The sequence below is a fragment of the Microbacterium sp. JZ70 genome, from assembly GCF_053903225.1.
In genome coordinates this window covers 3,106,263-3,130,683 of the sequence record NZ_CP096405.1, presented here as the reverse complement: position 1 = coordinate 3,130,683, position 24,421 = coordinate 3,106,263, and the positions used below count along the sequence as shown (strand labels likewise).

General features: G+C 70.0%; 21 protein-coding genes, 1 tRNA gene and 1 pseudogene. 14 read left to right on the top strand and 9 right to left on the bottom strand.

Annotated elements, in window-relative coordinates; translation table 11 throughout:
• Window positions 1-14: 14 nt before the first annotated feature.
• Window positions 15-90: transfer RNA gene (locus tag M1D46_RS14380), tRNA-Lys, on the bottom strand.
• A gap of 38 nt (window positions 91-128) precedes the next feature.
• Between M1D46_RS14380 and M1D46_RS14375 the strand changes: the two genes are divergently transcribed.
• Window positions 129-518 (top strand): hypothetical protein, encoded by a 390-nt coding sequence (locus tag M1D46_RS14375; RefSeq protein ID WP_456285889.1) that lies wholly within the window; start codon window positions 129-131, stop codon window positions 516-518.
• A 74-nt stretch (window positions 519-592) separates the two neighbouring features.
• Window positions 593-1,222: a DNA-directed RNA polymerase subunit beta gene (locus tag M1D46_RS14370; RefSeq protein ID WP_456285887.1), complete on the top strand. Its 630-nt coding sequence runs from the start codon at window positions 593-595 to the stop codon at window positions 1,220-1,222.
• Window positions 1,223-1,862: 640 nt separating this feature from the next.
• Here the strand turns inward: M1D46_RS14370 and pstB are convergent.
• From pstB to M1D46_RS14350, 4 genes are all read right to left on the bottom strand, one after another.
• The gene (gene pstB, locus M1D46_RS14365) at window positions 1,863-2,642 is read right to left on the bottom strand and encodes a phosphate ABC transporter ATP-binding protein PstB (RefSeq protein ID WP_271173874.1); all 780 of its coding nucleotides are present in this window, start codon (window positions 2,640-2,642) and stop codon (window positions 1,863-1,865) included.
• 35 nt (window positions 2,643-2,677) lie between these two features.
• The gene (pstA, locus tag M1D46_RS14360; RefSeq protein ID WP_271173873.1) at window positions 2,678-3,760 is read right to left on the bottom strand and encodes a phosphate ABC transporter permease PstA; all 1,083 of its coding nucleotides are present in this window, start codon (window positions 3,758-3,760) and stop codon (window positions 2,678-2,680) included.
• A gap of 1 nt (window position 3,761) precedes the next feature.
• Window positions 3,762-4,745 carry a phosphate ABC transporter permease subunit PstC gene (gene pstC / locus M1D46_RS14355; RefSeq protein WP_271173872.1) on the bottom strand — a complete coding sequence of 328 codons (984 nt, stop codon included), beginning with the start codon at window positions 4,743-4,745 and terminating at the stop codon, window positions 3,762-3,764.
• 138 nt (window positions 4,746-4,883) lie between these two features.
• Complete coding sequence (locus tag M1D46_RS14350; protein ID WP_271173871.1) at window positions 4,884-5,993, bottom strand: phosphate ABC transporter substrate-binding protein PstS; 1,110 nt, start codon at window positions 5,991-5,993, stop codon at window positions 4,884-4,886.
• 189 nt (window positions 5,994-6,182) lie between these two features.
• Here M1D46_RS14350 and M1D46_RS14345 point away from each other — a divergent pair, with 189 nt between their 5' ends.
• Entirely contained in the window at window positions 6,183-6,947 is a 765-nt protein-coding gene (locus M1D46_RS14345) for a hypothetical protein (RefSeq protein WP_456285886.1), read from the top strand.
• A 61-nt stretch (window positions 6,948-7,008) separates the two neighbouring features.
• On the opposite strand, the gene M1D46_RS14340 is transcribed toward M1D46_RS14345, so the two are convergent.
• Complete coding sequence (locus tag M1D46_RS14340; RefSeq protein ID WP_271173869.1) at window positions 7,009-7,851, bottom strand: exodeoxyribonuclease III; 843 nt, start codon at window positions 7,849-7,851, stop codon at window positions 7,009-7,011.
• Between the two features lie 125 nt (window positions 7,852-7,976).
• Complete coding sequence (locus M1D46_RS14335) at window positions 7,977-9,092, bottom strand: mannose-1-phosphate guanylyltransferase (protein WP_282979684.1); 1,116 nt, start codon at window positions 9,090-9,092, stop codon at window positions 7,977-7,979.
• Between the two features lie 198 nt (window positions 9,093-9,290).
• On the opposite strand from M1D46_RS14335, the gene sdhC reads away from it, so the two are divergent.
• From sdhC to M1D46_RS14280, 11 genes and pseudogenes are all read left to right on the top strand, one after another.
• The gene (gene sdhC / locus M1D46_RS14330) at window positions 9,291-9,725 is read left to right on the top strand and encodes a succinate dehydrogenase, cytochrome b556 subunit (protein WP_271173867.1); all 435 of its coding nucleotides are present in this window, start codon (window positions 9,291-9,293) and stop codon (window positions 9,723-9,725) included.
• A complete protein-coding gene (gene sdhD / locus M1D46_RS14325; RefSeq protein ID WP_271173866.1) occupies window positions 9,725-10,198 on the top strand; it encodes a succinate dehydrogenase, hydrophobic membrane anchor protein in 474 nt (157 codons plus the stop codon). The genes sdhC and sdhD overlap by 1 nt, the downstream gene beginning before the upstream one ends.
• A gap of 20 nt (window positions 10,199-10,218) precedes the next feature.
• The gene (sdhA, locus tag M1D46_RS14320; protein ID WP_271173865.1) at window positions 10,219-12,045 is read left to right on the top strand and encodes a succinate dehydrogenase flavoprotein subunit; all 1,827 of its coding nucleotides are present in this window, start codon (window positions 10,219-10,221) and stop codon (window positions 12,043-12,045) included.
• Window positions 12,045-12,800: a succinate dehydrogenase iron-sulfur subunit gene (locus tag M1D46_RS14315; protein ID WP_271173864.1), complete on the top strand. Its 756-nt coding sequence runs from the start codon at window positions 12,045-12,047 to the stop codon at window positions 12,798-12,800. The genes sdhA and M1D46_RS14315 overlap by 1 nt, the downstream gene beginning before the upstream one ends.
• A gap of 162 nt (window positions 12,801-12,962) precedes the next feature.
• Window positions 12,963-14,066, top strand: coding sequence for a BMP family lipoprotein (locus M1D46_RS14310; RefSeq protein ID WP_456285885.1), 1,104 nt, complete (start codon window positions 12,963-12,965; stop codon window positions 14,064-14,066).
• Between the two features lie 102 nt (window positions 14,067-14,168).
• A complete protein-coding gene (locus tag M1D46_RS14305; RefSeq protein ID WP_456285884.1) occupies window positions 14,169-15,677 on the top strand; it encodes an ABC transporter ATP-binding protein in 1,509 nt (502 codons plus the stop codon).
• The gene (locus M1D46_RS14300) at window positions 15,674-16,945 is read left to right on the top strand and encodes an ABC transporter permease (RefSeq protein ID WP_456285883.1); all 1,272 of its coding nucleotides are present in this window, start codon (window positions 15,674-15,676) and stop codon (window positions 16,943-16,945) included. The genes M1D46_RS14305 and M1D46_RS14300 overlap by 4 nt, the downstream gene beginning before the upstream one ends.
• A complete protein-coding gene (locus M1D46_RS14295) occupies window positions 16,942-18,219 on the top strand; it encodes an ABC transporter permease (RefSeq protein WP_271173860.1) in 1,278 nt (425 codons plus the stop codon). The genes M1D46_RS14300 and M1D46_RS14295 overlap by 4 nt, the downstream gene beginning before the upstream one ends.
• Before the next feature lie 5 nt (window positions 18,220-18,224).
• Window positions 18,225-18,620, top strand: a complete 396-nt coding sequence (locus M1D46_RS14290) for a cytidine deaminase (protein WP_271173859.1) — start codon at window positions 18,225-18,227, stop codon at window positions 18,618-18,620.
• A pseudogene (locus M1D46_RS14285) lies at window positions 18,617-19,907 on the top strand (thymidine phosphorylase). Before M1D46_RS14290 ends, M1D46_RS14285 begins: the two are co-directional and overlap by 4 nt.
• A 67-nt stretch (window positions 19,908-19,974) precedes the next feature.
• Window positions 19,975-21,090 carry an adenosine deaminase gene (locus tag M1D46_RS14280; RefSeq protein ID WP_421074304.1) on the top strand — a complete coding sequence of 372 codons (1,116 nt, stop codon included), beginning with the start codon at window positions 19,975-19,977 and terminating at the stop codon, window positions 21,088-21,090.
• An 87-nt stretch (window positions 21,091-21,177) separates the two neighbouring features.
• Here M1D46_RS14280 and M1D46_RS14275 read toward each other — a convergent pair whose 3' ends face one another.
• Both M1D46_RS14275 and M1D46_RS14270 read right to left on the bottom strand, forming a co-directional pair.
• On the bottom strand, window positions 21,178-22,323 hold the full coding sequence (locus M1D46_RS14275; RefSeq protein WP_282979678.1) for a mannitol-1-phosphate 5-dehydrogenase: 1,146 nt from the start codon (window positions 22,321-22,323) through the stop codon (window positions 21,178-21,180).
• The gene (locus M1D46_RS14270; protein ID WP_456285882.1) at window positions 22,323-24,392 is read right to left on the bottom strand and encodes a PTS mannitol transporter subunit IICBA; all 2,070 of its coding nucleotides are present in this window, start codon (window positions 24,390-24,392) and stop codon (window positions 22,323-22,325) included. Before M1D46_RS14270 ends, M1D46_RS14275 begins: the two co-directional genes overlap by 1 nt.
• Between the last annotated feature and the right edge of the window lie 29 nt (window positions 24,393-24,421).

The following is a 24,421-nucleotide window of genomic DNA, read 5'->3' as shown; positions in this document are numbered from 1 at the left end:
CGCGAGGCGGCGTCTGGTGGGCCCAGAGGGGCTCGAACCCTCGACCTACGGATTAAAAGTCCGCTGCTCTACCGACTGAGCTATAGGCCCGAGACCACTTTACGCGGACCCGGTGGTAGCTTCGGGCCATGCTCGACAGACGCACCTTCACCGACGAAGAGCAGGCGTACGCGCGCGAGTGGTTCGAGGAGACGCTCCAGGCCGCCCGCGACGTCCACACGATCGGCGAGCGCCGCGCGTCGGAGGGCATCCTCCTCGCGCTCGACCGCTGGTTCGTGCACCGGCTGCGCAGCGTCGCCGGCGAGGACACCAACCCGCTCACCGAGGTCTCGCTCGTCGTCGAGGCGATCATGTCGGACGGCGTGCTGCGCGAGCATCCGCCGATCGTCTACGACCGCTCGCGCGCCGTGCTCGGCAACGCGATCGGCGAGCATCTCACTCTCACCTTCGACGACGTCGAGCGCCTCGGCGGGGCGTTCCTGCAGGAGATCGCCGCGCGCTACTCCGCGCCGTGCTGACGGGGGAAGCCTATCCATCCGGCATGTGCGTCGCCCCGGAGACCGGGGCTCGACCCGGGCGTAGCCTTTTCGGGATGAGTGCGGAGTTCAGCAAGCCGGTGCGCCGGCCCTCGGAGATGTTCGACCGGCTGTTCGCGGGGAGCGACCCGGCCGAGGTCTCGCGCGCGGCGCACGCGACGGCCGTCGCGCTGCTCTCGCGCGTGCGCGACGAGGCCGACGCGGATGTCGTCGAGCGGCTGATCTCGTTCACCGCGCACCACGGCATCGACGACATCGCCGAGCTGTGGTCGCAGTCGCCCGCGCGCTCGCTGCCCGGCTCGCTCTGGCGCCTCTACCTCGTCCAGCTCTCAATCCACGACGACCCGCACACGGCATCGCTGCTGTACGAGCGCGGGAGGGTCGAGCTGCACTCGGCCGATCCGGTGATCGCCGGGGCGCCGACGCCGGCGGGGCCGCAGGAGCTCGTGCGCCTCATCGACACCATCCTGCACGGCGCCTTCACGGGCGATTACGCCGTCGCGCTCGATCGCACGGCAGCGTACTGCCGGGTGGTCGCGTCCGGAGCGACGCACCTCGCCGACGACTACGAGCCGACCGAGCCGGAGCGGTCATCCGCCCTCACGACGCGGGCACTGCGCCTGTCGGCCTTCGCCGCCGATCTCGCGGCGGCGGCGCGCCTGTGGCGCCGGGACGCCCTCGAGTGACCGGGGCATGAAAAAGGCCGAGCCGCAGAAAACGCCTCTCGGCGGAAGGCCGCTCGCAGCGGCAGAATTTGGAGCCCGGGGTTACTGCGGCCCGGCCATCACAGTCTAACGGGCACCCCCTGTCGGGTATTCCCATGGGGCATTCAGCACGCGGCGACGCTCGGGCGTGCCGGGCTGGCTGGGCCTGCCGGGCCCTGCTGCGACATTCCCTCCCTCGCTGGGCCCTTGCGCGACGTTCCCTGCCCGCTGCGCCCTGGCGCGGCGCTCCCTGCCCGCTCGCAGCGGCCATCCATCCGCCGGGGCGTGCGCCGATTCGGATCGGTGGGGCGGATGGTGTCGGCTGGGGCGGACACGCGCGCACCAGCCCCAGGGGTCCGATTCCGCGCACGGGCGTCGTGGGGCGCGGGCGGCGCGGGGCGTGCGCCGATTCGGATCGGTGGGGCGGATGGTGTCGGCTGGGGCGGACACGCGCGCACCAGCCCCAGGGGTCCGATTCCGCGCACCGGCGTCGCGGGGGCGGCGCGCGGGCGGCGCGGGCGTGCGGGGCGCTGTGCGCGCACAGCGGCCCTCCGCCATCCGCCCGCCATGCAGAAGGGCCGGCCCCGCGGAAGCGAGACCGGCCCTTCGGGCACGGGGCGGTTCAGCCGAAGCGACCCGAGACGTAGTCCTCCGTCGCCTGCACCTGGGGTGTCGTGAAGATCTTCGTGGTGTCGTCGTACTCGATGAGCTTGCCGGGCTTGCCGGTGCCCGCGATGTTGAAGAACGCGGTCTTGTCGCTCACGCGCGACGCCTGCTGCATGTTGTGCGTGACGATGACGACCGTGTAGTCGTTCTTCAGCTCGCTGATGAGCTCCTCGATCGCGAAGGTCGAGATCGGGTCGAGGGCCGAGCAGGGCTCGTCCATGAGGATGATGTCGGGCGAGACGGCGATGGCGCGCGCGATGCACAGACGCTGCTGCTGACCGCCCGAGAGGCCCGAACCGGGCTTGTCGAGGCGGTCCTTGACCTCGTTCCAGAGGTTCGCGCCCGTGAGCGACTTCTCGACGAGGGCGTCGGCGTCGCTCTTCGAGATGCGCTTGTTGTTGAGCTTGACGCCCGCGAGCACGTTCTCGCGGATCGACATCGTGGGGAAGGGGTTCGGGCGCTGGAAGACCATGCCGACCTGGCGGCGGACGAGCACGGGGTCGACGCCCGGGCCGTAGAGGTCCTGGCCGTCGACGAGCACCTGGCCCTTGACGGACGCACCCGGGATGACCTCGTGCATGCGGTTGAGAGTGCGGAGGAAGGTGGACTTGCCGCAGCCCGACGGGCCGATGAACGCCGTCACGGTGCGGGGCTGGATGTCGATCGAGACGCCCTCGACGGCGAGGAAGTCGCCGTAGTAGACGTTGAGGTCGTTGACTTCGATGCTCTTGGACACGGGGGTTCCTTCGTTGTGGTCGGAGAAGTCTCGGCTCAGCGGCCCGCGGTCTTCGGGGCGAAGACCTTCGCGATGAGGCGCGCGACGAGGTTGAGCAGCATGACGATGAGGATGAGGGTGAGGGCGGCCGCCCACGCGCGCGCGACCGCGGCGTCGGGGCTCGTGCCCTGGTTCATGTACTGGTTGTACGCGAACACCGGCAGCGTCATCATCTGCCCGTCGAACAGGTTGGTGTTGAGGCTGAGCGTGTACCCCGCCGTGAGGAGGAGCGGTGCGGTCTCGCCGATGACGCGCGCGATCGCGAGCATGATCGTCGTCGTGATGCCGGCGATCGACGTGGGGAGGACGACCTTCACGATCGTGAGCCACTTCGGCACGCCGAGCGCGTACGAGGCCTCACGCAGCTCGTTCGGGACGATGCGGAGGAGCTCCTCGCTTCCGCGGACGACGACCGGGATCATGAGGACCGCGAGGGCGAGTGCGCCCATGAAGCCCATCGAGATGCCCGGGCGGATGAAGAGCGCGAACACCGAGTAGATGAACAGACCGGCGACGATCGACGGGATGCCCGTCATGACGTCGACGAAGAAGGTGATCGCCCGCGCGAGCTTGCCGCGGCCGTACTCGACGAGGTAGATCGACGTCATCAGGCCGATCGGCACCGCGATCAGGGTCGCCATGAGCGTGATGAGGACCGTGCCCCAGATGGCGTGCACGATGCCGCCGCCCTCGCCGACGATGTTGCGCATCGAGTACGAGAAGAACTCGGCGTCGAAGCGCTGGATGCCGTTGACGACGACCGTCCAGAGGAGCGAGACGAGCGGGAGGAGCGCGATCACGAACGCGGTCGAGACGAGCGCCGTCATCACACGGTCGACGGCCTTGCGGCTGCTCTCGGCGATCGACGACGTGACCGCGATGAGCAGGATGTAGAGGATCATGCCGACGATGAGCGCGCCGGCGATGTTGAAGTCGGCCAGCTCGCCGCCGGCGGCGATGATGCCGAAGACGATGGAGGAGGCGACGAAGCAGCCGACGAGAAGGGCCCACGGGGCCCAGCCGGGAAGGCGTCCGGAGGTCAGGCGCGCGCTCTGCGCGGGGGCGGCGATGGCGGCCATGTCAGTTGGCTCCCGAGAACTCGGCGCGGCGCGCGACGATCCAGCGCGCGAACGCGTTGACCGCGAAGGTCACGATGAAGAGGATGAGGCCCGTCGCGATGAGCGTGTTGACGCCCGAGTCGTGCGCCTCCGGGAAGCGGAGGGCGATGTTCGCCGGGATGGGGGTCGGGTTCGTCGAGGTGAGCAGCTCGAACGTGATGGCGCCGGAGGCCGACAGGACCATCGTCACGGCCATCGTCTCGCCGAGGGCGCGCCCCAGACCGAGCATCGCCGCCGACACCATGCCGCCGCGCGCGAAGGGGAGCACGGCCATCCGCACCATCTCCCAGCGGGTGGCGCCCAGCGCGAGGGCGGCCTCCTCGTGGAGCTTGGGCGTCTGCAGGAACACCTCGCGCGAGATGGCGGTCATGATCGGGATGATCATCACGGCGAGCACGAGGGAGGCGGTGAGGATGGTGCGCCCCGTCGGGGACACCTGGCCCGAGAAGAGCGGGATCCAGCCGAGGTTCTCGTTGAGCCACGCGAAGAGGCCGACGAGCATGGGCGCGAAGACGAGGCCGCCCCACAGACCGAAGACCACGGAGGGCACCGCGGCCAGGAGGTCGATGATGTAGCCGAGGACGGCGGCCAGTCGTCGAGGCGCGTAGTGCGAGATGAAGAGCGCGATGCCGATGGCGATCGGCGCGGCCACGATGAGCGCGATCAGCGACGACCAGACGGTGCCGAAGATCAGAGGCCACACGTAGGACCAGAACGACTGGCCGCGCAGCATGTGGTTGTCGGTGGTGTCCGCCTCGAAGGCGGGGATGCTCTGGACGATCAGGAAGAGCGCGACCGCGGCGAGCACGATGAGGATGATCAGTCCGGCGCCGAGGGCCGTGCCGGAGAAGATCCGGTCTCCGAGCCGCTGCTTCGCCTTGATGGGCTCGCCCGGCGCGGGCGCTGCCGGCGGCGCTTCCTCCGCCGTCTTCTCAGAGATGCTCATGTGCTCCCAGTCCTCGGGTCATCGTGGGGGTCGTCGTCTGCGGGGCTTCGCGACAGTGCCCTCGCATCCTGCCGAGGAATCCTTCCTCGGACAAGGGCGCGAGGGCACCGTCGCTCAGCTGTCCGCCGTGAGGTTGTGTCAGTCGACCTGGATGAGGTCGATGGCCGCGAGCACCTGCTCGCGGAGGCCGTCGGAGATCGGCGCGCTGCCCGCGTTCTCGGCAGCGGCCTCCTGGCCCTCGGCGCTCGCGATGTACTCGAGGTACGCCTTGATGAGAGCGGCCTGCTCCTTGTCCTCGTACTGCTCGCACGCGATGAGGTAGCTCACGAGAGCGATCGGGTACGCGCCGTCGGTGGCCGAAGCCGGGTCGACGTCGAAGACCAGGTCGGCCTCGCCGCGGCCCTCGACCAGCGGCGAGTTCTCGACGAGGAGCGAGGCGGCCTCCGCCGAGTAGGCGACGAACTCGCCGTCGACCTCGACGTGGACCTGGCCGAGGTCGCCGACCTGCGACGCGTCGGCGAAGCCGATCGTGCCGTTGCCGCCGCTGATCGCCTGGATCACGCCGGACGTGCCCTGTGCGGCCTCGCCGCCCTCGAGCGGCCACTCGTCCGAGGGCTCGTCGGTCCACACGTCCGGAGCGGTCGCCTGGAGGTACGTCGTGAAGGTCTCCTGCGTGCCCGAGGGGTCGGAGCGGTGAACGGGCGTGATCGCGAGGTCGGGCAGCTCGACGTCGGGGTTCGTCGCGGCGATCGCGTCGTCGTTCCAGTTCGTGATCTCGCCCTTGAAGATGCCGGCGATCGTCGCGGCGTCGAGGTTGAGCGTGTCGATGCCCTCGAGGTTGAAGGCGACGGCGACCGGCGAGATGTAGAGCGGGACCTCGACGATGTCGTCGGTCATGCAGGCGCCGAAGCCGCCTGCGGCGACCTCGTCGTCGTCGAACGCGCGGTCGGAGCCGATGAAGGCGCTCGCGCCGGAGAGGAAGTTCTCACGACCCGTGCCCGAGCCCGTGGGCTCGTAGTTCACGGTGACGTCGGGGTTGGCGGTCTGGAACGCGGCGACCCAGGCCTCCTGCGCGGCGGTCTGCGACGAGGCGCCCGTCGCGTCGATCGTGCCGCTGAGCGCGCTGTCGCCGCCGGTGCTGCCCTCCGTCTCGGGGGTGGCTCCACCCTCGTTCGCGGCGCAGCCCGCGAGAGTGAGGGCGGCGATGGCGCCCACGGCCGCCAGGCTCGAAAGACGAGTGATCTTCACTGTGAATCCTCATTCGGTTCAGTGTCAGGGACAGCCCCGCCGGGTCGCAGGGCACGTCGTGACGCTAGGAGTGCCCGGTGAAGAGACTGCGGTGCGCAGGTGAACGGACGGTGAACGCGCCTGGACGAATGCCGAGGACGGCCGACGGCCTGACCGGCGCGGCCTCTCACGGAGCTCTACCATGCAGGGATGGCGAAGACACCCGAGCGCGAACGCGCAGCGCACAAGGCCCTCCAGGAAGCCGCGAAGGCGGTCTCGACCGCGAAGAAGGCCGCGAAGCGGCTCCCGAAGAAGGCCGCGCAGCGCCTCGAGCCCCTCATCGCCGAGGCGGCCGAGATCGCCGGGACCTCGGCCAAGAGCGCATCGAAGGCGCCCAAGCGCACGGCGCGCCGGGCCGAGGAGGCCGCAGCGGCGCTGCGCTCCGCCACCGAGGCCGCGGTCCGGAAGGCCGAGGAGAAGGCCGCCGCGGAGAAGCCCGCGCCGAAGAAGAAGGACGCCGCGAAGAAGAAGGACGCGAAGCCCGCGGCGAAGAAGGACGCCGAGAAGAAGGACGCCGCGAAGAAGGACGCCGCGAAGAAGGACGCCGCGAAGAAGAAGGACACGAAGCCCGCGTCGAAGGACGCCGCGAAGAAGAAGGACGCGAAGCGCGCGGATGGCGCGAAGGGCGACCGCAGGAAGGCGACCGAGAAGGAGAAGCGCGCAGCGGACGCGGCCAAGCGCACGGTCGTGCGACCGCCGGCGATCGCGCCGATCGAGCGGATCGTGGAGGAGATCGCCGCGGCGCCCGCCGCGCCCGCTCCACGGCGTGCGCGCCGTTCCACCGCACCGGAGCCCACGTCGGACGAGCTCTCCGGCCTCACGGTCCCGGCCCTGCGGGCTCGTGCTCGGGAGGCGGGCCTCTCGGGCTACTCGCGCCTGACGAAGGCCGCGCTGATCGATCTCCTGCGCCGCTGAGCCACGAAGCGGAGACACGCAGAGGGCGCCTCGGAATCCGAGGCGCCCTCTGCGTGAGCGGTCAGAACGCGTAGTCCACGACGACCGGGGCGTGATCCGTCCAGCGCTCGGCGTACGACGCGTGACGATCGACGCGGTACGTGCTGACGCGCTCCGCGAGCGGCGGCGTCGCGAGCTGGTAGTCGATGCGCCATCCGGCGTCGTTGTCGAAGGCCTGACCGCGCTGCGACCACCAGGTGTAGGGGCCCGGCACCTCGCCGTGGAAGCGGCGCCCGATGTCGACCCAGCCGAGGCCCGTGCCGGTCGTGCCGTCCGCGCAGTCGACGGTCTCGCCCTCGGCGCCGAGCCAGCGGTCGAAGTAGGCGCGCTCGCGCGGCAGGAAGCCCGCCTTCTTGAGGTTGCCCTTCCAGTTCTTGATGTCGAGCTCGCGGTGGCCGACGTTGAGGTCGCCCGTCACGACCGCGAGCGCGCCGTCGGCGGCGAGCTCGGGAAGCCGGAGATCCATCGCGTCGAGGAACGCCCACTTCTGCTCCTGCTTGGGAGTGTCGGCCTCGCCCGTGAACACGTACGCGCTGACGACCGTGAGCTTGTGACCCTCCACCTCGAAGTCGGCCTCGAGCCAGCGCCCGTTCGACTCGAGCGCGTCGTCGCCCAGGGCGATGCTCGACGCCGTCGGCTCGAGGCGGCTCGCGATCGCGACGCCCGCGCGCCCCTTCTGGAGGGCCTTGTCCTCGAGGATGTGCCATCCCGGCAGCGCCGCGTCGAGGTGCTCGCGCTCGCCGCGCACCTCCTGCAGCGTGAGGATGTCGACGTCGGCAGCATCCAGCCATCCGGCCATCCCCTTGCGGGCGGCTGCGCGGATTCCGTTGACGTTGACTGTGGCGACGCGGATCGTTCGAGACATGATCTCGACCCTACCGAGGGGGTCGGACGTTTCGACTCGCTGGCGCTCGCTCAACGACCGGGCGCGGCTCGCTGCGCTCGCTGAGTGTCGACTCGCTGGCGCTCGCTCAACGACCGGGGGCGGCTCTAGAGGACGCTGTCGCGGCCGCCCTCATGCAGGCGGCCGACGACGCCCTTGACGCGCTGCGCGTGCTCGTTCGTCGTGACGAGAAGGGCGTCGTCGGTGTCGACGACGATGAGGTTCTCGACGCCGATGACCGCGATGACGCGGTTGGTCTGCGACACGATGAGACCCGTGGACTCGTCGACGATCACCTTGTCGTTCGGCCCGAGCACGCTCATCCGCTCGCCGTCGCCGTCGGAGATGAGGTTCGACAGGCTCGCGAAGTCGCCGACGTCATCCCAGTCGAACTGGCCGGGGACGACGGCGAGGCGCCCCTTCGCGGCCGCGGGCTCGGCAACGGCGTAGTCGATCGCGATCTTCTTGAGGGTCGGCCAGACGCGTGCGACGGTCTCGTCCTTGCGCGCGGGGTCGTCCCACGCCTCCGCGATCTCGACGAGGCCCGCGTGCAGCTCGGGCTCGTTCGCCTTGAGCTCGTCGAGGATGACGTCGGCGCGCGAGATGAACATGCCGGCGTTCCAGAGGAACGAGCGGTCGGCGTAGTAGCGGCGGGCGGTCTCGAGGTCGGGCTTCTCGACGAACGCGTCGACCATGGCGGCCAGCGGCGCGTCGTCGATGACGAGCTCGCCGCCGGTCTTGATGTACCCGAAGCCCACGGCGGGCTCGGACGGCTGGATGCCGATCGTGCAGATGTAGCCCTCGCGCGCCACGGCGACCGCCTGGCGCACCGTGAACTCGAACACCCGCTGCCGCTTGATGACGTGGTCGGCCGCGAACGAGCCGATGATGACGTCGGGATTGCGGCGGTGCAGGATGGCCGCGGCCAGGCCGATCGCGGCGGCCGACTCGCGCGGGTCGGCTTCCACGAAGACGTTGTGCTCGGGCATGTCGGGGAGCGTGTTCTCGACCTTCGGTCCGTGCGCGCGCCCGGTCACCACGGCGATGTGCTCGCGGTCGGCCAGCGGCAGGAGCCGATCCCACGTCTCCTGGAGCAGCGAGCGGCCGGAACCGGTCAGATCGTGGAGGAACTTGGGCGTCTCCGCGCGGGACAGCGGCCACAGCCTCGAGCCCACCCCGCCTGCGGGGATGACGGCGAAGAAGTCCTTGATCGGTTCTGGCATGAGCACCAGGCTACAAGGCGTCGCCTCCGAACCCCGGGAGGCGCGGAATCACGCGGAGTAAGGGTGCCCTGACCTCTCGACGTCGAGATAGTTAGGCGATCCTCAATGGCCGCTTCGGCGCCCCTGGGAGTAGCCTGAAGGGCGATCGGCGGCAGGTCCACGAGCCGCCTCGCAGGCCCTGAGAGCAGGAGGACGATCTTGTCCGCTACCGCGCGACCGACGCCCCGGGTGTCGGAGACGACGTCGAGAACACCGAGGGGCACCCTGTACCGCGGCCGCGAGGGCATGTGGTCGTGGGTGCTGCACCGCATCACCGGCATCGCCATCTTCTTCTTCCTTCTCGTGCACGTGCTCGACACCGCGCTCATCCGCGTCTCGCCGGAGGCGTACAACGCGGTGATCGGCACGTACCAGCACCCGATCATGGGCATCGGCGAGATCGCGCTCGTCGGCGCGATCGCGTTCCACGCGTTCAACGGGCTGCGCATCATCCTCGTCGACTTCTGGTCGAAGGGCGCGAAGTACCAGCGCCAGCTCTTCTGGGGAGTCCTCGGCGTCTGGGCCGTGGTCATGGCCGGCTTCGTCCCGCGTCAGCTCATGAACGTGTTCGGCGACTTCGGAGGAGGACACTGATGACCGCCGCAGACCTCGCCGCACCCCGCTCCCCGCAGCGGCCCGCCAGCCGCGGTGTCAACCTCGAGAAGTGGGGATGGCTCTACATGCGCGTGTCGGGCGTCCTGCTCGTCGTGCTCATCTTCGGCCACCTGCTCGTGAACCTCGTGCTGCCGGAAGGCGGCGTCCACGCGCTGAACTTCGCGTTCGTCGCGGGCAAGTTCGCGTCGCCGTTCTGGCAGTGGTGGGACGTGCTCATGCTCTGGCTCGCGTTCATCCACGGCGCGAACGGCATGCGCACGATCGTCAACGACTACGTGCAGGGCAAGACCGTGCGCACCGCGCTCGTGTGGGTCATCGGCATCGTCGCCGCGCTCATGATCGTGCTCGGCACGCTCGTGGTGTTCACCTTCGACCCGTGCGCCGGCGTGTTCGGCGCGTTCGAGAACCCCGACAGCGCGCTGTTCGAGGTCTGCCAGGCTGCGGCCAACTGACAGGGATTGACGGAAGAGACGTGACGACACAGCACACCGACGCCGTGCTCAAGGACGGCGTGTACTACCACGAGTTCGACATCGTGATCGTCGGCGCCGGCGGCGCCGGCATGCGCGCGGCCATCGAGGCCGGCCCGGGCGCGAAGACCGCCGTGATCACGAAGCTGTACCCCACGCGCTCCCACACGGGAGCCGCGCAGGGCGGCATGGCCGCTGCCCTCGCGAACGTGGAGGAGGACTCCTGGGAGTGGCACACGTTCGACACAGTGAAGGGCGGCGACTACCTCGTCGACCAGGACGCCGCGGAGATCCTCGCCAAGGAGGCGATCGACGCCGTTATCGACCTCGAGAACATGGGCCTGCCGTTCAACCGCACGCCCGACGGCAAGATCGACCAGCGCCGCTTCGGCGGTCACACGGCCGAGCACGGCAAGAACCCCGTGCGCCGTGCGTGCTACGCGGCCGACCGCACGGGCCACATGATCCTGCAGACGCTGTTCCAGAACTGCGTCAAGCTCGGCATCAACTTCTTCAACGAGTTCTACGCGCTCGACCTCATCACCGTGAAGGACGCGGACGGCACGACGAAGATCGCGGGCGTCGTCGCCTACGAGCTCGCCACGGGCGACCTCCACGTCTTCCACTCCAAGGCCGTCATCTTCGCGACGGGCGGCTTCGGCAAGGTCTTCAAGACGACGTCGAACGCGCACACCCTCACGGGCGACGGCGTCGGCATCGTGTGGCGCAAGGGCCTGCCGCTCGAGGACATCGAGTTCTTCCAGTTCCACCCGACCGGCCTCGCCGGCCTCGGCATCCTGCTGACCGAGGGCGCGCGCGGCGAGGGAGCCATCCTCCGCAACGCCTCCGGCGAGCGGTTCATGGAGCGCTACGCGCCGACGATCAAAGACCTCGCCCCGCGCGACATCGTCGCGCGCTGCATGGTCAAGGAGGTCCTCGAGGGCCGCGGCGCCGGACCCAACAAGGACTACGTCTACCTCGACTGCACCCACCTGGGCGCCGAGGTGCTCGAGACGAAGCTGCCCGACATCACGGAGTTCGCGCGCACGTACCTCGGCGTCGACCCCGTCGTCGAGCCCGTGCCCGTGATGCCGACCGCGCACTACGCGATGGGCGGCATCCCGACGAACAACGACGCGCAGGTGCTCGCCGACAACACGACCGTCGTCCCCGGCCTGTACGCGGCGGGGGAGTGCGCGTGCGTCTCGGTCCACGGCGCCAACCGACTCGGCACGAACTCGCTGCTCGACATCAACGTCTTCGGCAAGCGAGCGGGCCGCCATGCGGTCGAGTACGTGAAGACCGGCGAGCTCGTCCCGCTGCCCGAGGACCCGGCGAAGGAGGTGCGCGAGCTCGTCGAGCGCATCCGCACCGCCAACGGCACCGAGCGCATCGCCGACATCCGCCGCACGCTGCAGGAGCAGATGGATGCGAACGCGCAGGTGTTCCGCACCGAGGAGACCCTGACGAACGTCATGGGCACCATCCACGACCTGCGCGAGCGCTACAAGAACATCTACGTCGACGACAAGGGCAAGCGGTTCAACACCGACCTGCTCGAGGCGATCGAGCTGGGCTTCCTGCTCGACCTCGCCGAGATCGTCGCCTACGCCGCCCGCAACCGCAAGGAGAGCCGCGGCGGCCACATGCGCGAGGACTACCCCGACCGCGACGACGAGAACTTCATGAAGCACACGATGGCCTACCTGACCGGCGACCCGCACTCGCCGGACCCGGAGGACCACATCAAGCTCGATTGGAAGCCCGTCGTGTTCACCAAGAACGAGAAGGGCGAGTTCAACTACCCGCCGATGGAGAGGAAGTACTGATGTCGACCGTCGCAGAGGCGCCCGCCGCCGAGACCGCCATCCAGTCGTACCTCGTCACGTTCATCGTCCGGCGCTTCGACCCGGAGACCGACAGCGAGCCCCGCTGGGTCGACTACGACGTCGAGATGTACCCGACCGATCGCGTGCTCGACGCGCTGCACAAGATCAAGTGGGAGGTCGACGGCTCGCTGACCTTCCGCCGCTCGTGCGCGCACGGCATCTGCGGGTCGGACGCCATGCGGATCAACGGGCGCAACCGTCTCGCCTGCAAGACGCTCATCAAGGACCTCGACATCTCGAAGCCGATCTACGTCGAGGCGATCAAGGGCCTGCCGCTCGAGAAGGACCTCGTCGTCGACATGGACCCGTTCTTCGCGGCGTACCGTGACGTCCAGCCGTTCCTGCAGGCGAACAGCGCGCCCGCCAAGGGCAAGGAGCGCGTGCAGTCGATCGCCGATCGCGAGCGCTTCGACGACACCACGAAGTGCATCCTCTGCGCGGCGTGCACCTCGTCGTGCCCCGTGTTCTGGACCGACGGGCAGTACTTCGGCCCCGCCGCCATCGTGAACGCGCACCGCTTCATCTTCGACTCGCGCGACGACGAGGCGCAGGTGCGCCTCGACATCCTGAACGACAAGGAGGGCGTGTGGCGCTGCCGCACGACCTTCAACTGCACCGAGGCGTGCCCGCGTGGCATCGAGGTCACGAAGGCCATCGCCGAGGTCAAGCAGGCCATCCTCAAGGGCGGCCGCTGACCTTCGCCCGCGACGGGGCCCGGGAGTTCCCCGGGCCCCGTCGTCGTGTTTGTAACTATCGCGTTGCGGTCGCCCGGATCGTCGTTTCGCACGGTGTGAGCGAACTAGCGTGAGCATATTGGCCCCGGGTCGGTTCGGGGCCCGCACACTCTGGAGGACAGTGTGAAGACCACCAAGAAGGCTGCGCTCAGCGGTCTCGCGCTCACCGCTTCGGCGGTGCTGCTCGCCGGATGCGGGTCGGCGCCGGAGGAGACCACGGGCGGAACCCAGGTCGACAGCGACTTCCTGCCCTGCCTCATCTCGGATGAGGGCGGCTGGAACGACCGCTCGTTCAACCAGTCCGCCAAGGAGGGCATGGACCGCGCGCTCGAGGAGCTCGGCATCGAGGGCAAGGAGATGGAGTCGACGAACGCGAACGACTACGCCCCGAACCTCGAGACGCTCGTCTCGGAGGGCTGCTCGCTCATCATCTCGGTCGGGTTCAACCTCTCGGCGGCGACGGTCGAGTCGGCGCTGGCGAACCCCGACGTCGACTACGCGATCATCGACGACTGGGCCGACAACGACTTCGACGGCGAGACGGACGCTCCGAACATCAAGCCGCTCGTGTTCGACACCGCGCAGGCCGCGTACCTCGGCGGCTACGCTGCCGCGGCATGGTCGGCGCAGTCGGGCGTGAACAAGGTCGGCACCTTCGGCGGCGCGCAGATCCCCTCGGTCGCGGTCTTCATGGACGGCTACCAGCTCGGCGTCGAGAAGTACAACGAGGACAAGGGCGCGAACGTCGAGGTCGTCGGCTGGGACGTGGAGTCGCAGACCGGCTCGTTCACGGGCGGGTTCGAGGCGAACGACGTCGCGCGCCAGACCGCGCAGGGCATCCTCGACCAGGGCGTGGACGTCATCCTCCCGGTCGGCGGCCCGATCTACACGAGCGCGGCGGCGGCCATCCAGGACAGCGGAGACGACGTCCTCATGATCGGCGTCGACAGCGACCTCGCGGTCAAGGAGCCGGACCTCGCCGACCTCGTCTACGTCTCGATCCAGAAGGCGATCGACCAGGCCGTGTTCGACGCCACGACGACCGCGGCGACCGGCGAGTTCGAGGTCGAGCCCTACGTCGGCACGCTCGAGAACGAGGGCGTGACGCTGTCGAGCTTCCACGACTTCGAGTCGCAGCTTCCCGAGGGCCTCACCGACGAGCTGGCGGCTCTGCAGGAGCAGATCGTCGCCGGCGACATCGTCGTCGAGTCGCCCAACTCGCCGTAAGGCGCATCGCTCGCATCGGGGCGGCCGGGCCCGTACCGGCCGCCCCGACGCGCGCTCAACCCACTTCTGTCCACGACCATCCGCGCACGGTAGGGTGCCCACATGAAGCTCGAGCTCCGCGGAATCACGAAGCGATTCGGCAGCCTCGTCGCCAACGACCACATCGACCTGACCGTCGAGCCGGGCGAGATCCACGCCCTCCTCGGAGAGAACGGCGCCGGCAAGTCGACGCTCATGAACGTCCTGTACGGCCTCTACCAGGCCGACGAGGGCGAGATCCTCCTCGACGACGTGCCGCAGCGGTTCCGCGGCCCCGGCGACGCGATGGCGGCGGGCATCGGCATGGTGCATCAGCACTTCATGCTCATCCCGGTGTTCACCGTCGCGGAGAACGTCGCACTGGGGCATGAGAAGGTGCGCCGCAGCGGCGCCCTCGACCTCGACGCCGCGCGCGCGGAGGTCCGCGCGGTCGCGGACCGCTTCGGATTCCACGTCGACCCCGATGCGATCGTCGAGGACCTGCCCGTGGGCGTCCAGCAGCGGGTCGAGATCATCAAGGCGCTCGCGCGCGACGCGCGCGTGCTCGTGTTCGACGAGCCCACCGCCGTGCTCACGCCGCAGGAGACCGACGAGCTCATGGCGATGATGCGGCAGCTGCGCGACGAGGGCGTCGGCATCGTGTTCATCACGCACAAGCTGCGCGAGGTGCGCGAGGTCGCCGACCGGATCACGGTCATCCGCCGCGGCAAGGTCGTCGGGGAGGCGTCGCCCACGTCGACCAACGCCGAGCTCGCCTCGCTCATGGTCGGTCGCGCTGTCGAGCTGACGGTGCACAAGGAGCCCGCTCGAACGCGGCCGGGAGGTCTCGTCGTCGAGGGGCTGCGCGTGCTCACGCCCGAGGGCGTCGTGCTCGTCGACGACGTGAGCTTCACGGTGCAGCCGGGGGAGATCCTCGCGATCGCGGGCGTGCAGGGCAACGGACAGACCGAGCTGACCGAGGCGATCATGGGCCTCGAGACCCGGGTGACCGGCTCCATCGCCCTCGACGGTCAGGAGCTCGTCGGAGCCTCCGTGCGCCGCATCCTCGACGCGGGCGTCGGATTCGTTCCCGAGGACCGGAAGATCGACGGCCTCGTGGGCGGCATGTCGATTGCGGAGAACCTCGTGCTCGATCGCTCCGACGCGCCCGAGTTCGTCACGGCGGGCACGCTGCGGCGCGGGGCGCTCGACGACTTCGCCCGCGAGCGCATCGAGGAGTTCGACATCCGCGCGCAGGGCCCGCTGACTCCGGCGGGCACGCTGTCGGGCGGAAACCAGCAGAAGGTCGTCGTGGCGCGCGAGATGAGCCGCGACCTGAAGGTCCTGCTCGCCGCCCAGCCCACGCGCGGCGTCGACGTCGGCTCGATCGAGTTCATCCACAGCCGGATCGTCGCCGCGCGCGACGCCGGGGTGGCCGTCATCGTCGTGTCGACCGAGCTCGACGAGGTCGTCGCGCTCGCCGACCGGATCGCGGTGATGTACCGAGGCAGGATCGTCGGCATCGTGCCGAGCGACACCCCACGCGACGTGCTCGGCCTCATGATGGCCGGTGCTCAGGAGGCAGCGGCATGAGCGAGACCACCCCGGCCCCGCAGGCGCCGCAGCCCCACACGGCGACCCCCGAGGCACCCCGGGGCAACGCCGTGCTGCGCGACATCCTCCGCGGGAGCGTCGTCACGTCGATCCTCGCCCTCGTCGCCGCGATGGTGGTGGGCGGCATCCTCATCGCGCTCACGAACGAGGACGTCCGGACGGCGTCCGGCTACTTCTTCGCCCGGCCCGCCGACACCTTCCGCGCCATCTGGGACGCCGTCTACGGCGGGTACGAGGCCCTCTTCCGCGGCGCGATCTACAACTCCCGCGCGGACGACTTCCTCACGGCCATCCGCCCGCTCACGAACACGCTCGGCAACGCGGCTCCGCTCATCGCGGCAGGTCTCGGCGTCGCGCTGGCCTTCCGGGTCGGGATGTTCAACATCGGCGCGCAGGGCCAGATCCTCTTCGGCGCCGCCTTCTCGGCGCTCATGACCTTCCGGCTCGACCTGCCCCTCGCGCTCCAGCTGCCGCTCACCCTCATCGCCGGGCTCATCGGCGGTGCGATCTGGGCGGGGATCGCGGGAATCCTCAAGGCGCGCACGGGCGCGCACGAGGTCATCCTCACGATCATGCTGAACTACATCGCCGTCTACCTCGTGGACTGGATGGTCAGCACCGCCGGCGTGCTGCAGAAGCCGGGGTCGAACCAGCCGATCTCGGCGGCCACGCCCTCGGGTGCACTCTTCCCCGATCTCTTCGGCCCCGCATACCCGAACCTCGACGTCGGGTTCCTGCTCGTCATCGCCGCGACGGTGTTCGTGTGGTGGCTCATCGAGCGCTCGAGCCTCGGGCTCCGCATGCGCGCGGTGGGCGAGAACCCGCACGCCGCGCGCGCAGCGGGCATCTCGGTGCAGCGGATCTACGTGTACGCGATGCTCTTCGCGGGAGGGCTCGCGGGTCTCGCGGCCATGAACCAGATCCAGGGCGCCGTCACGAGCGGCTTCGACAGCCACATCGACGCCGGCTTCGGCTTCGATGCCATCACGGTCGCGCTCCTCGGCCGCAGCCGCGCATGGGGCACGTTCGTCGCCGGTCTGCTCTTCGGCGCGCTGAAGGCCGGCAGCTACACGATGCAGGCGTCGGAGGGGATCCCGGTCGACATCGTGCTCGTCGTGCAGGCGCTCGTCGTCCTCTTCGTCGCCGCGCCGCCCCTCATCCGCACGATGTTCTTCCTGCCGAAGGACGAATCCGAGAAGAGCGCCAGGGCACGAGCCAAGGCGGCGCGGAAGGCGGTCGCACGATGACGAACACGACAGCTCCCGCTTCCGTCGAGGCGCCCACGGTCGTCCGCGTCCGGCGGCCGAAGCTCGCGATCACGCTCGGCGTGCTCACCGTGCTGCTCGCGGCCCTCTTCATCCTCGCCGCGCGAGAGGGCTGGACGACGTTCCGGCTGAGCGGCGCAGACGCCCTCATCCCGCTGGGCGAGGTGAGCATCCCGACGGCTCCGTTCGTATGGGGGACGCTCGCGCTCCTCGTGGCGCTCACGGCCTGGGCGGTGGCCGACACGCTGGCGTATCGACGGAGCCCGCTGTGGCTCTCGATCGCCTACGGCATCCTCGCCCTCTTCGGCTTCCTCACCTGGGCCGGCGCCGACGGGCTCGTGCCGGTCATCAGCCTGCTCTCCGGTGCGCTGTCGATCTCGGTGCCGATCGTCTTCGGCGCGCTCGGCGGCGTGATCGGCGAGCGCGTCGGCGTCGTCAACGTCGCGATCGAGGGCCAGCTCCTGTTCGGGGCGTTCAGCGCTGCGCTCCTGTCGAGCATCACGGGCAATCCGTTCGTCGGGCTCCTCGGCGCCATGATCGGCGGCGTGCTCGTCTCGCTCGTGCTCGCCGTCTTCGCGATCAAGTACCTCGTCGAGCAGGTCATCGTCGGCGTCGTGCTGAACGTGCTCGTGACCGGCCTCACGGGCTTCCTCTTCGGCATCCTGCTCGTGCCGAACGAGCTCGAGCTCAACCGCCCTGCGACGTTCGACCGCCTGCCCATCCCGGGCCTCGTCGAGATCCCGCTGCTGGGGCCGGTGCTCTTCAACCAGTCGTTCCTCGTGTACTTCATGTACTTCGCGGTCGCCGCGGTCGCCTGGGGTCTGTACCGCACGCGGTGGGGACTCCGCGTCCGCGCCGTCGGCGAGCACCCGCAGGCGGCGGACACCGTGGGCATCAGGGTCAACCCGATGCGCTTCTGGAACGTGAACCTCGCCGGCGCGATCGCCGGTGCGGGCGGCGCGTACTTCACGCTCGTCTCCGTCCCGCAGTTCAACGAGGAGATGACGGGCGGCCTCGGCTTCATCGCACTTGCCGCGGTCATCTTCGGACGCTGGGACCCGATCCGCGCGACGCTCGCGGCCCTGCTGTTCGGATTCGCCACCAACCTGCAGAACCTGCTCTCGGTGCTGGGCACGCCCATCCCGAGCCAGTTCATGCTCATGCTCCCGTACGTCGTGACGATCCTCGCGGTCGCCGGGTTCGTGGGGCAGTCGCGCGGCCCCGCCGCCGCCGGCAAGCCGTACATCAAGGGCTAGGAGAGATGACAGACATCGACTGGGACGAGCTGCGTGCCGTCGCGACCGACGCCATGACCCGGGCGTACGTGCCCTACTCGAAGTTCCCCGTGGGGGCGGCCGCCCTCGTGACGGATGGCCGGATCGTCGCGGGGTGCAATACCGAGAACGCGTCGTACGGCGTCGGGCTGTGCGCGGAGTGTGGCCTCATCTCGAATCTCGCCATGACCGGCGGCGGGCAGCTCGTCGCGTTCGTGTGCGTGGATCGCGAGGGCCGCACCCTCATGCCGTGCGGACGCTGCCGGCAGCTGCTGTTCGAGCACGCCCTGCCGGGCATGCTGCTCGAGACCGTGTCGGGCATCCGCAGCATCGAAGAGGTGCTGCCCGACGCGTTCGGACCCCGAGACCTGGAGGAGCGATGAGCCCCGAGCCGTTCGACGCGGTCGACGTCATCCGCGCCAAGCGCGACGGCGGCGCGGTCCCCGAGGGCGCGCTGCGCTGGATGGTCGACGCCTACACGCGCGGGTACGTCTCCGACGCGCAGATGTCGGCGTTCACGATGGCCGTGCTGCTGAACGGCATGGAGCGGGACGAGATCCGCGTCATGACCGATGCGATGATCGCGTCGGGGGAGCGGATGTCGTTCGCGTCGCTCGACAAGCCGACCGCCGACAAGCACTCCACGGGCGGCGTGGGCGACAAGATCACGCTGCCCCTCGCCCCGCTCGTGGCGGCCTTCGGCGTCGCCGTGCCGCAGCTCTCCGGGCGGGGGCTCGGCCACACGGGCGGCACGCTCGACAAGCTCGAGTCGATTCCCGGCTGGCGCGCCGCCCTCTCGAACGAGGAGATGCTCGCCCAGCTCGCCGACGTCGGCGCCGTGATCTGCGCCGCGGGCACCGGTCTCGCCCCCGCCGACAAGAAGCTCTACGCGCTGCGCGACGTCACCGGCACGGTCGAGGCCATCCCGCTCATCGCGTCGAGCATCATGTCGAAGAAGATCGCGGAGGGCACCGACTCGCTCGTGCTCGACGTGAAGTTCGGCACGGGCGCCTTCATGAAGGACCCCGCGCGCGCACGCGAGCTCGCCGAGACGATGGTCGCGCTCGGCACGGACTCCGGCGTGAAGACCACGGCGCTTCTCACCGACATGAACACCCCGCTCGGCCTCGCGATCGGCAATGCGAACGAGGTGCGGGAGTCGGTCGAGGTGCTCGCGGGCGGCGGCCCCGCCGACGTCGTCGAGCTCACCGTCGCGCTCGCCCGCGAGATGCTCGCGCTCGCCGGACAGCCCGACGCCGACGTCGAGGCGGCGCTCGCGGACGGCCGCGCGATGGACACCTGGCGCCGCATGATCCGCGCGCAGGACGGCGACCCCGATGCGCCCCCTGCCCGTCGCACGCGAGACGCACACCGTGACGGCGAGCCGCTCGGGCGTCGTCACCCGGATGGACGCCTACGACTTCGGGATCGCCGCGTGGCGGCTCGGAGCAGGGCGCGCCCGGGCCGAGGACGCGGTCGTCCACGCGGCCGGCATCGACCTGCTCGTGAAGCCGGGCGACGCGGTCGCCGAGGGCCAGGCGCTCTTCACGCTCTCGGCGGATGACGGCGCGCGCTTCGACAGGGCGCTGGACGCTCTCGACGGCGCGTACGAGATCGGGGATACTGCTCCCGAGACCGCGCCCCTCGTGCGCGAGCGCATCACCGCCTGACCGACCGACGACATCCGGACCGCGGCCATCCCGCATCCGTTCGCACCGCACGATCCTGGAGGCCGACATGGCGAAGGACAAGACCGCTGAGCCCCGCGTGCAGGGCGTCGCGCTGCGCAGCCTGCCCAAGGTCTCGCTGCACGACCACCTCGACGGCGGCCTGCGGCCGGAGACCATCCTCGAGCTCGCGGAGGGGACGGATGTCGCGCTGCCGGCGTCGGACGCCGCGTCGCTCCAGGAGTGGTTCGCCGAGCGCGCGGACTCCGGCTCGCTCGTCGAGTACCTGAAGACCTTCGAGATCACCGTGGGCGTCATGCAGACACGCGAGGCGCTCACGCGCGTCGCGCGCGAGTTCGTCGAGGACCTCGCGGCCGACGGCGTCGTGTACGGCGAGGTGCGCTGGGCGCCCGAGCAGCACCTCGACGGCGGGCTCACGCTCGAGGAGGCCGTCGAGGCCGTGCAGGACGGCATCGAGCAGGGCGAGGACATCGTCGAGGACAGCGGGCGGAGCATCCGCGTGGGCCAGATCCTCTCCGCGATGCGCCAGGGCGACCGCGTGCAGGAGGTCGCCGAGCTCGCTGTCGCGTTCCGCCAGGACGGGGTCGTGGCGTTCGACATCGCCGGTCCTGAGGACGGCTTCCCGCCATCGCAGCACCGTGAGGCGTTCGACTACCTCGCCGGCGAGTTCTTCCCGGTCACCGTGCACGCGGGCGAGGCCGCCGGGGTCGCGTCGATCCGGTCGGCGCTCCTCGACGGACGCGCGCTGCGCCTGGGGCACGGCGTCGCGATCGCCCGGGACCTCGAGGTCGTCTCGCGCGAGGGCGAGGAGGTGCTCGTGCAGTTCGGCGACCTGGCGCGCTGGGTGCGGGATCGGGAGATCCCGCTGGAGCTGTCGCCCTCGTCGAACCTGCAGACGGGCGCCGTGGCTCACTGGGGGAGCCAGATCGAGGACCATCCGTTCGACCTGCTCTACCAGCTCGGCTTCTGCGTGACGGTCAACACCGACAACCGCCTCATGAGCCGCACGTCGCTCACGCGCGAGCTGGCCATCCTGCAGGCGGCCTTCGGCTACGACCTCGACGACATCGAGCAGTTCCAGCTCAACGCCGCGGCCGCGTCGTTCCTGCCGGTCGAGCAGCGCGAGGAGCTCATCGACCTCATCTCCGAGGGCTTCGCGCGGTAGGCGCCGCCCCCTGGGGCATGTCTCACTCGCCGCGGGATAGCCGACGGCAATCCCGCGGCGAGTGAGACATGCTGAGCAGGGCGAGGCCTATGCGGCCTGGTGCTCCGCGACGGCCGAGCGGATGGCGGGGAACAGCGGATGGGCGGGCTCGAGTCCCGTGACCTGCTGGGTGAACGCGTCGGCGTCGAGCTCGCCGAGGAGCGCCTGCAGCTGCACGGCCTGCTCGTCGCCCTCGTCGGAGAACGCGAGGGCCGCCGAGATCGCCGCGACCAGCGCGCTCGTCGACAGGCCGCGCTCGGCAGCCTCGGCGGCGGGGCCCACGAAGCGCTCGTGGCGCGACAGCTTGCGCAGCGGCTGTCGTCCCACGCGCTGGACAGTGTCGGGCAGCGCCGGATTGCGGAACCGCTCGAGGATCGTCGCGCGGTAGGTCGCGAGCTCGTCGGCGGGGAACCCGTGCTTCGCGGCGAGCAGCGCCGACGTCTCCTCGAGAGCCGCCTCGACCGAGGCCGCGACGGCCGGGTCGGCCAGCGCCTCGGCGATCCGCTCGAAGCCTGCGCGGGCGCCGTGGTACGCGGTCGCCGCGTGCCCCGTGTTCACCGTGAAGAGCTTCCGCTCGATGTACGGCGCGAGGTCGTCGACGAAGTGCGCCCCGGGGATGCTCGGCAGGTCGCCGTCGAACGGGCCGCGCTCGATCGCCCACTCGAAGAACGGCTCGACCGTGACGTCGATGCCGCCGTCGGCCGGCTGGCCGGGGACGATCCGGTCGACGGCCGTGTTCGCGAACACGACGCGACCCTCGAGGGCGTCCCACGTGCCGCCGGCGAGCTCGACGATCTCCGCGCGGAGCTGGTCGGTCGCTCCGATCGCGTTCTCGCACGCCATGACCTGCAGCGGGGGCGCGTCGGGGTCGCGCAGCGCGATCCCGGCGAGGATGTGCGGAGCGATGAACCTCAGGATCGTCGGCCCGACGGCGGTCGTGACGACGTTCGCCGTCGCGACCTCGTCGGCCACCGCCTGCGGGTCCTCTGCGCTGTTCACCGCGCGGAACCCCGTGACCTCCCGGTCGACGCCGCCCGCGCCGACCTCGTGGACCGTGTACGCGTCGGCGGCAGCCAGCGCGTCGACGAGGGGAGCGGCGACGTCGGAGAAGACGACCTCGTACCCTCCCTCGTGCAGCAGCAGGCCGACGAAGCCGCGGCCGATGTTCCCTGCGCCGAAGTGGACGGCCTTCATCAGTCCTCCTGGTTGACGCTCTGGAAGAGCTCGAAGAGCTCCTCGGGGGTCGCGGCGGCCTTGAGGCGCGCGATCTGCGACTCGTCGCTGAACAGCTCGGCGACGTTCGACAGGATCTTCAGGTGCTCGTCGCCCTTGCCGGCGATGCCGACGACGAACGTCACCGCGTCGCCGTCCCAGTCGACCCCGCCGTCGTAGCGGACAACCGAGAGCGCCGACCCGAGGATGGCATCCTTCGCCTCGTTCGTGCCGTGCGGGATGGCCAGCTCGTTGCCCATGAAGGTCGACACGGTCTGCTCTCGGGCCAGCATCGCGTCGAAGTACGCGCCGGTGACGGCACCTGCGCTCGCGAGGATATCGGCGGCCTCCTGGAGCGCCTCCTCCCGCGTCGCGGAGCCGGCGTGGATGCGGACGCTGCCGCGCGTGAGGACCGCGTCGTCGGCGGGGCGCGACGTGCCGCTGCCGATCGGGCCGGTCGTCGTCGGCACGGCACGCGCCTCGCGACGCGTCGTGGGCGCGGCGGGCGCTTCGGCCTCCGCGGGGGCCGCCCCTCCCGATGCCTGCTCGCGCAGGAGCTCCACGACCTCGTCGTAGCGCGGCGAGTTCATGAAGTTGTCCACGGAGACGTGCACAGCGCTCTGCTCCCGCTGGCGGGCGCGGTCGGTCAGCTGCGCCTGCGTGATCACGAGGTCCGCCGTGCCGTCGAGCGACGCGATGGCCTTGTTCGTGACCGTGACGCCCTCGATGCCCGCCTGCTTGATCTTGTTGCGCAGGACGCTCGCTCCCATCGCCGACGACCCCATGCCGGCGTCGCACGCGAAGATGACCTTCTCGATCGGCCTGGTCGCGACGGCCGTGCCGCCGGCGAGGCCGCCCAGCACGCTGGACTTCCGGCCCTTGTTCGCCTCGGTGCGCGCGACGGCGTCGGCGAATCCGTCTGCGCCCGCCGCTTCGGCGGCGAGGTCGCGCTTGCGGCTCGCGCGCAGGATGACGGCGGCGATGAGGAACGTGACGGCCGCCGACAGCACGACCGCGAGGATGACGCCGAGGTAGCTGTCGCGCGCGGTCTGGATGAGGACGGCGATGATCGAGCCCGGCGCCGCGGGGGCCACGAGGCCCGAGCGGAAGAGCACGTTGGTCGCCACGCCCGTCATGCCGCCGCCGATCACCGCGAGGATGAGGGCCGGCTTCATGAGCACGTACGGGAAGTACACCTCGTGGATGCCGCCGAAGAAGTGGATGATCGCGGCACCGGGAGCGGAGGCGCGAGCCGCGCCGACGCCGAAGAAGGTGAAGGCGAGGAGCAGGCCGAGGCCCACGCCGGGGTTCGCCTCGAGGAGGAAGAGGATCGACTTGCCGTCCTCCGTCGCCTGCGCGAGGCCGAGCGGCGTGAGCACGCCGTGGTTGATCGCGTTGTTGAGGAAGAACACCTTCGCCGGCTCGATGAGGATGCTCGTGAGCGGCAGCAGGTTGTTGTCGACGAGCCATCCCACGGCCCCGCCGAGGATGTTCATGAGGAAGTTCACGACCGGCGCGAGCACGTAGAACGCGAAGATCGCCGCGACGAAGCCGAAGATGCCGGCCGAGAACATGTTGACGAGCATCTCGAAGCCCGCCTTGACGCGGCCCTCCCAGAGCGCGTCGAGCTTCTTCATGATCCACGCGGCGAGGGGGCCCATGATCATCGCGCCGATGAACATGTGGATCGTCGGGATGGGGCTCTCGCCCGCGGGGAGGTCCGCGTTCTGCAGGCCGATGAGCCAGTCCGAGCCGGCGATCGCGCCGAACGTCGCGATCGACGCGACCACCGCACCGCGCGTGTCGTAGATCATCCGACCGCCCTGCGCGGCGATGAGGATCGGCAGGAGGTAGTGGATCATCGGCCCGACGATCGAGTTGAGCGCCTCGTTGGGCGTCCACCCGACCTCGATGAAGAACGCGGTGAAGAGGCCCCACGCGATGAGCGCGGGGATGTTGGGCATGATCATGCCGGAGAGGAAGGTGCCGACCTTCTGCACTCCGACGCGAAGCGATCCGGGCGTCTTCGCCGCGGTGCGGGTGTCACTCATGGGTATCGGGCTTTCTGCTGTGGGGGATC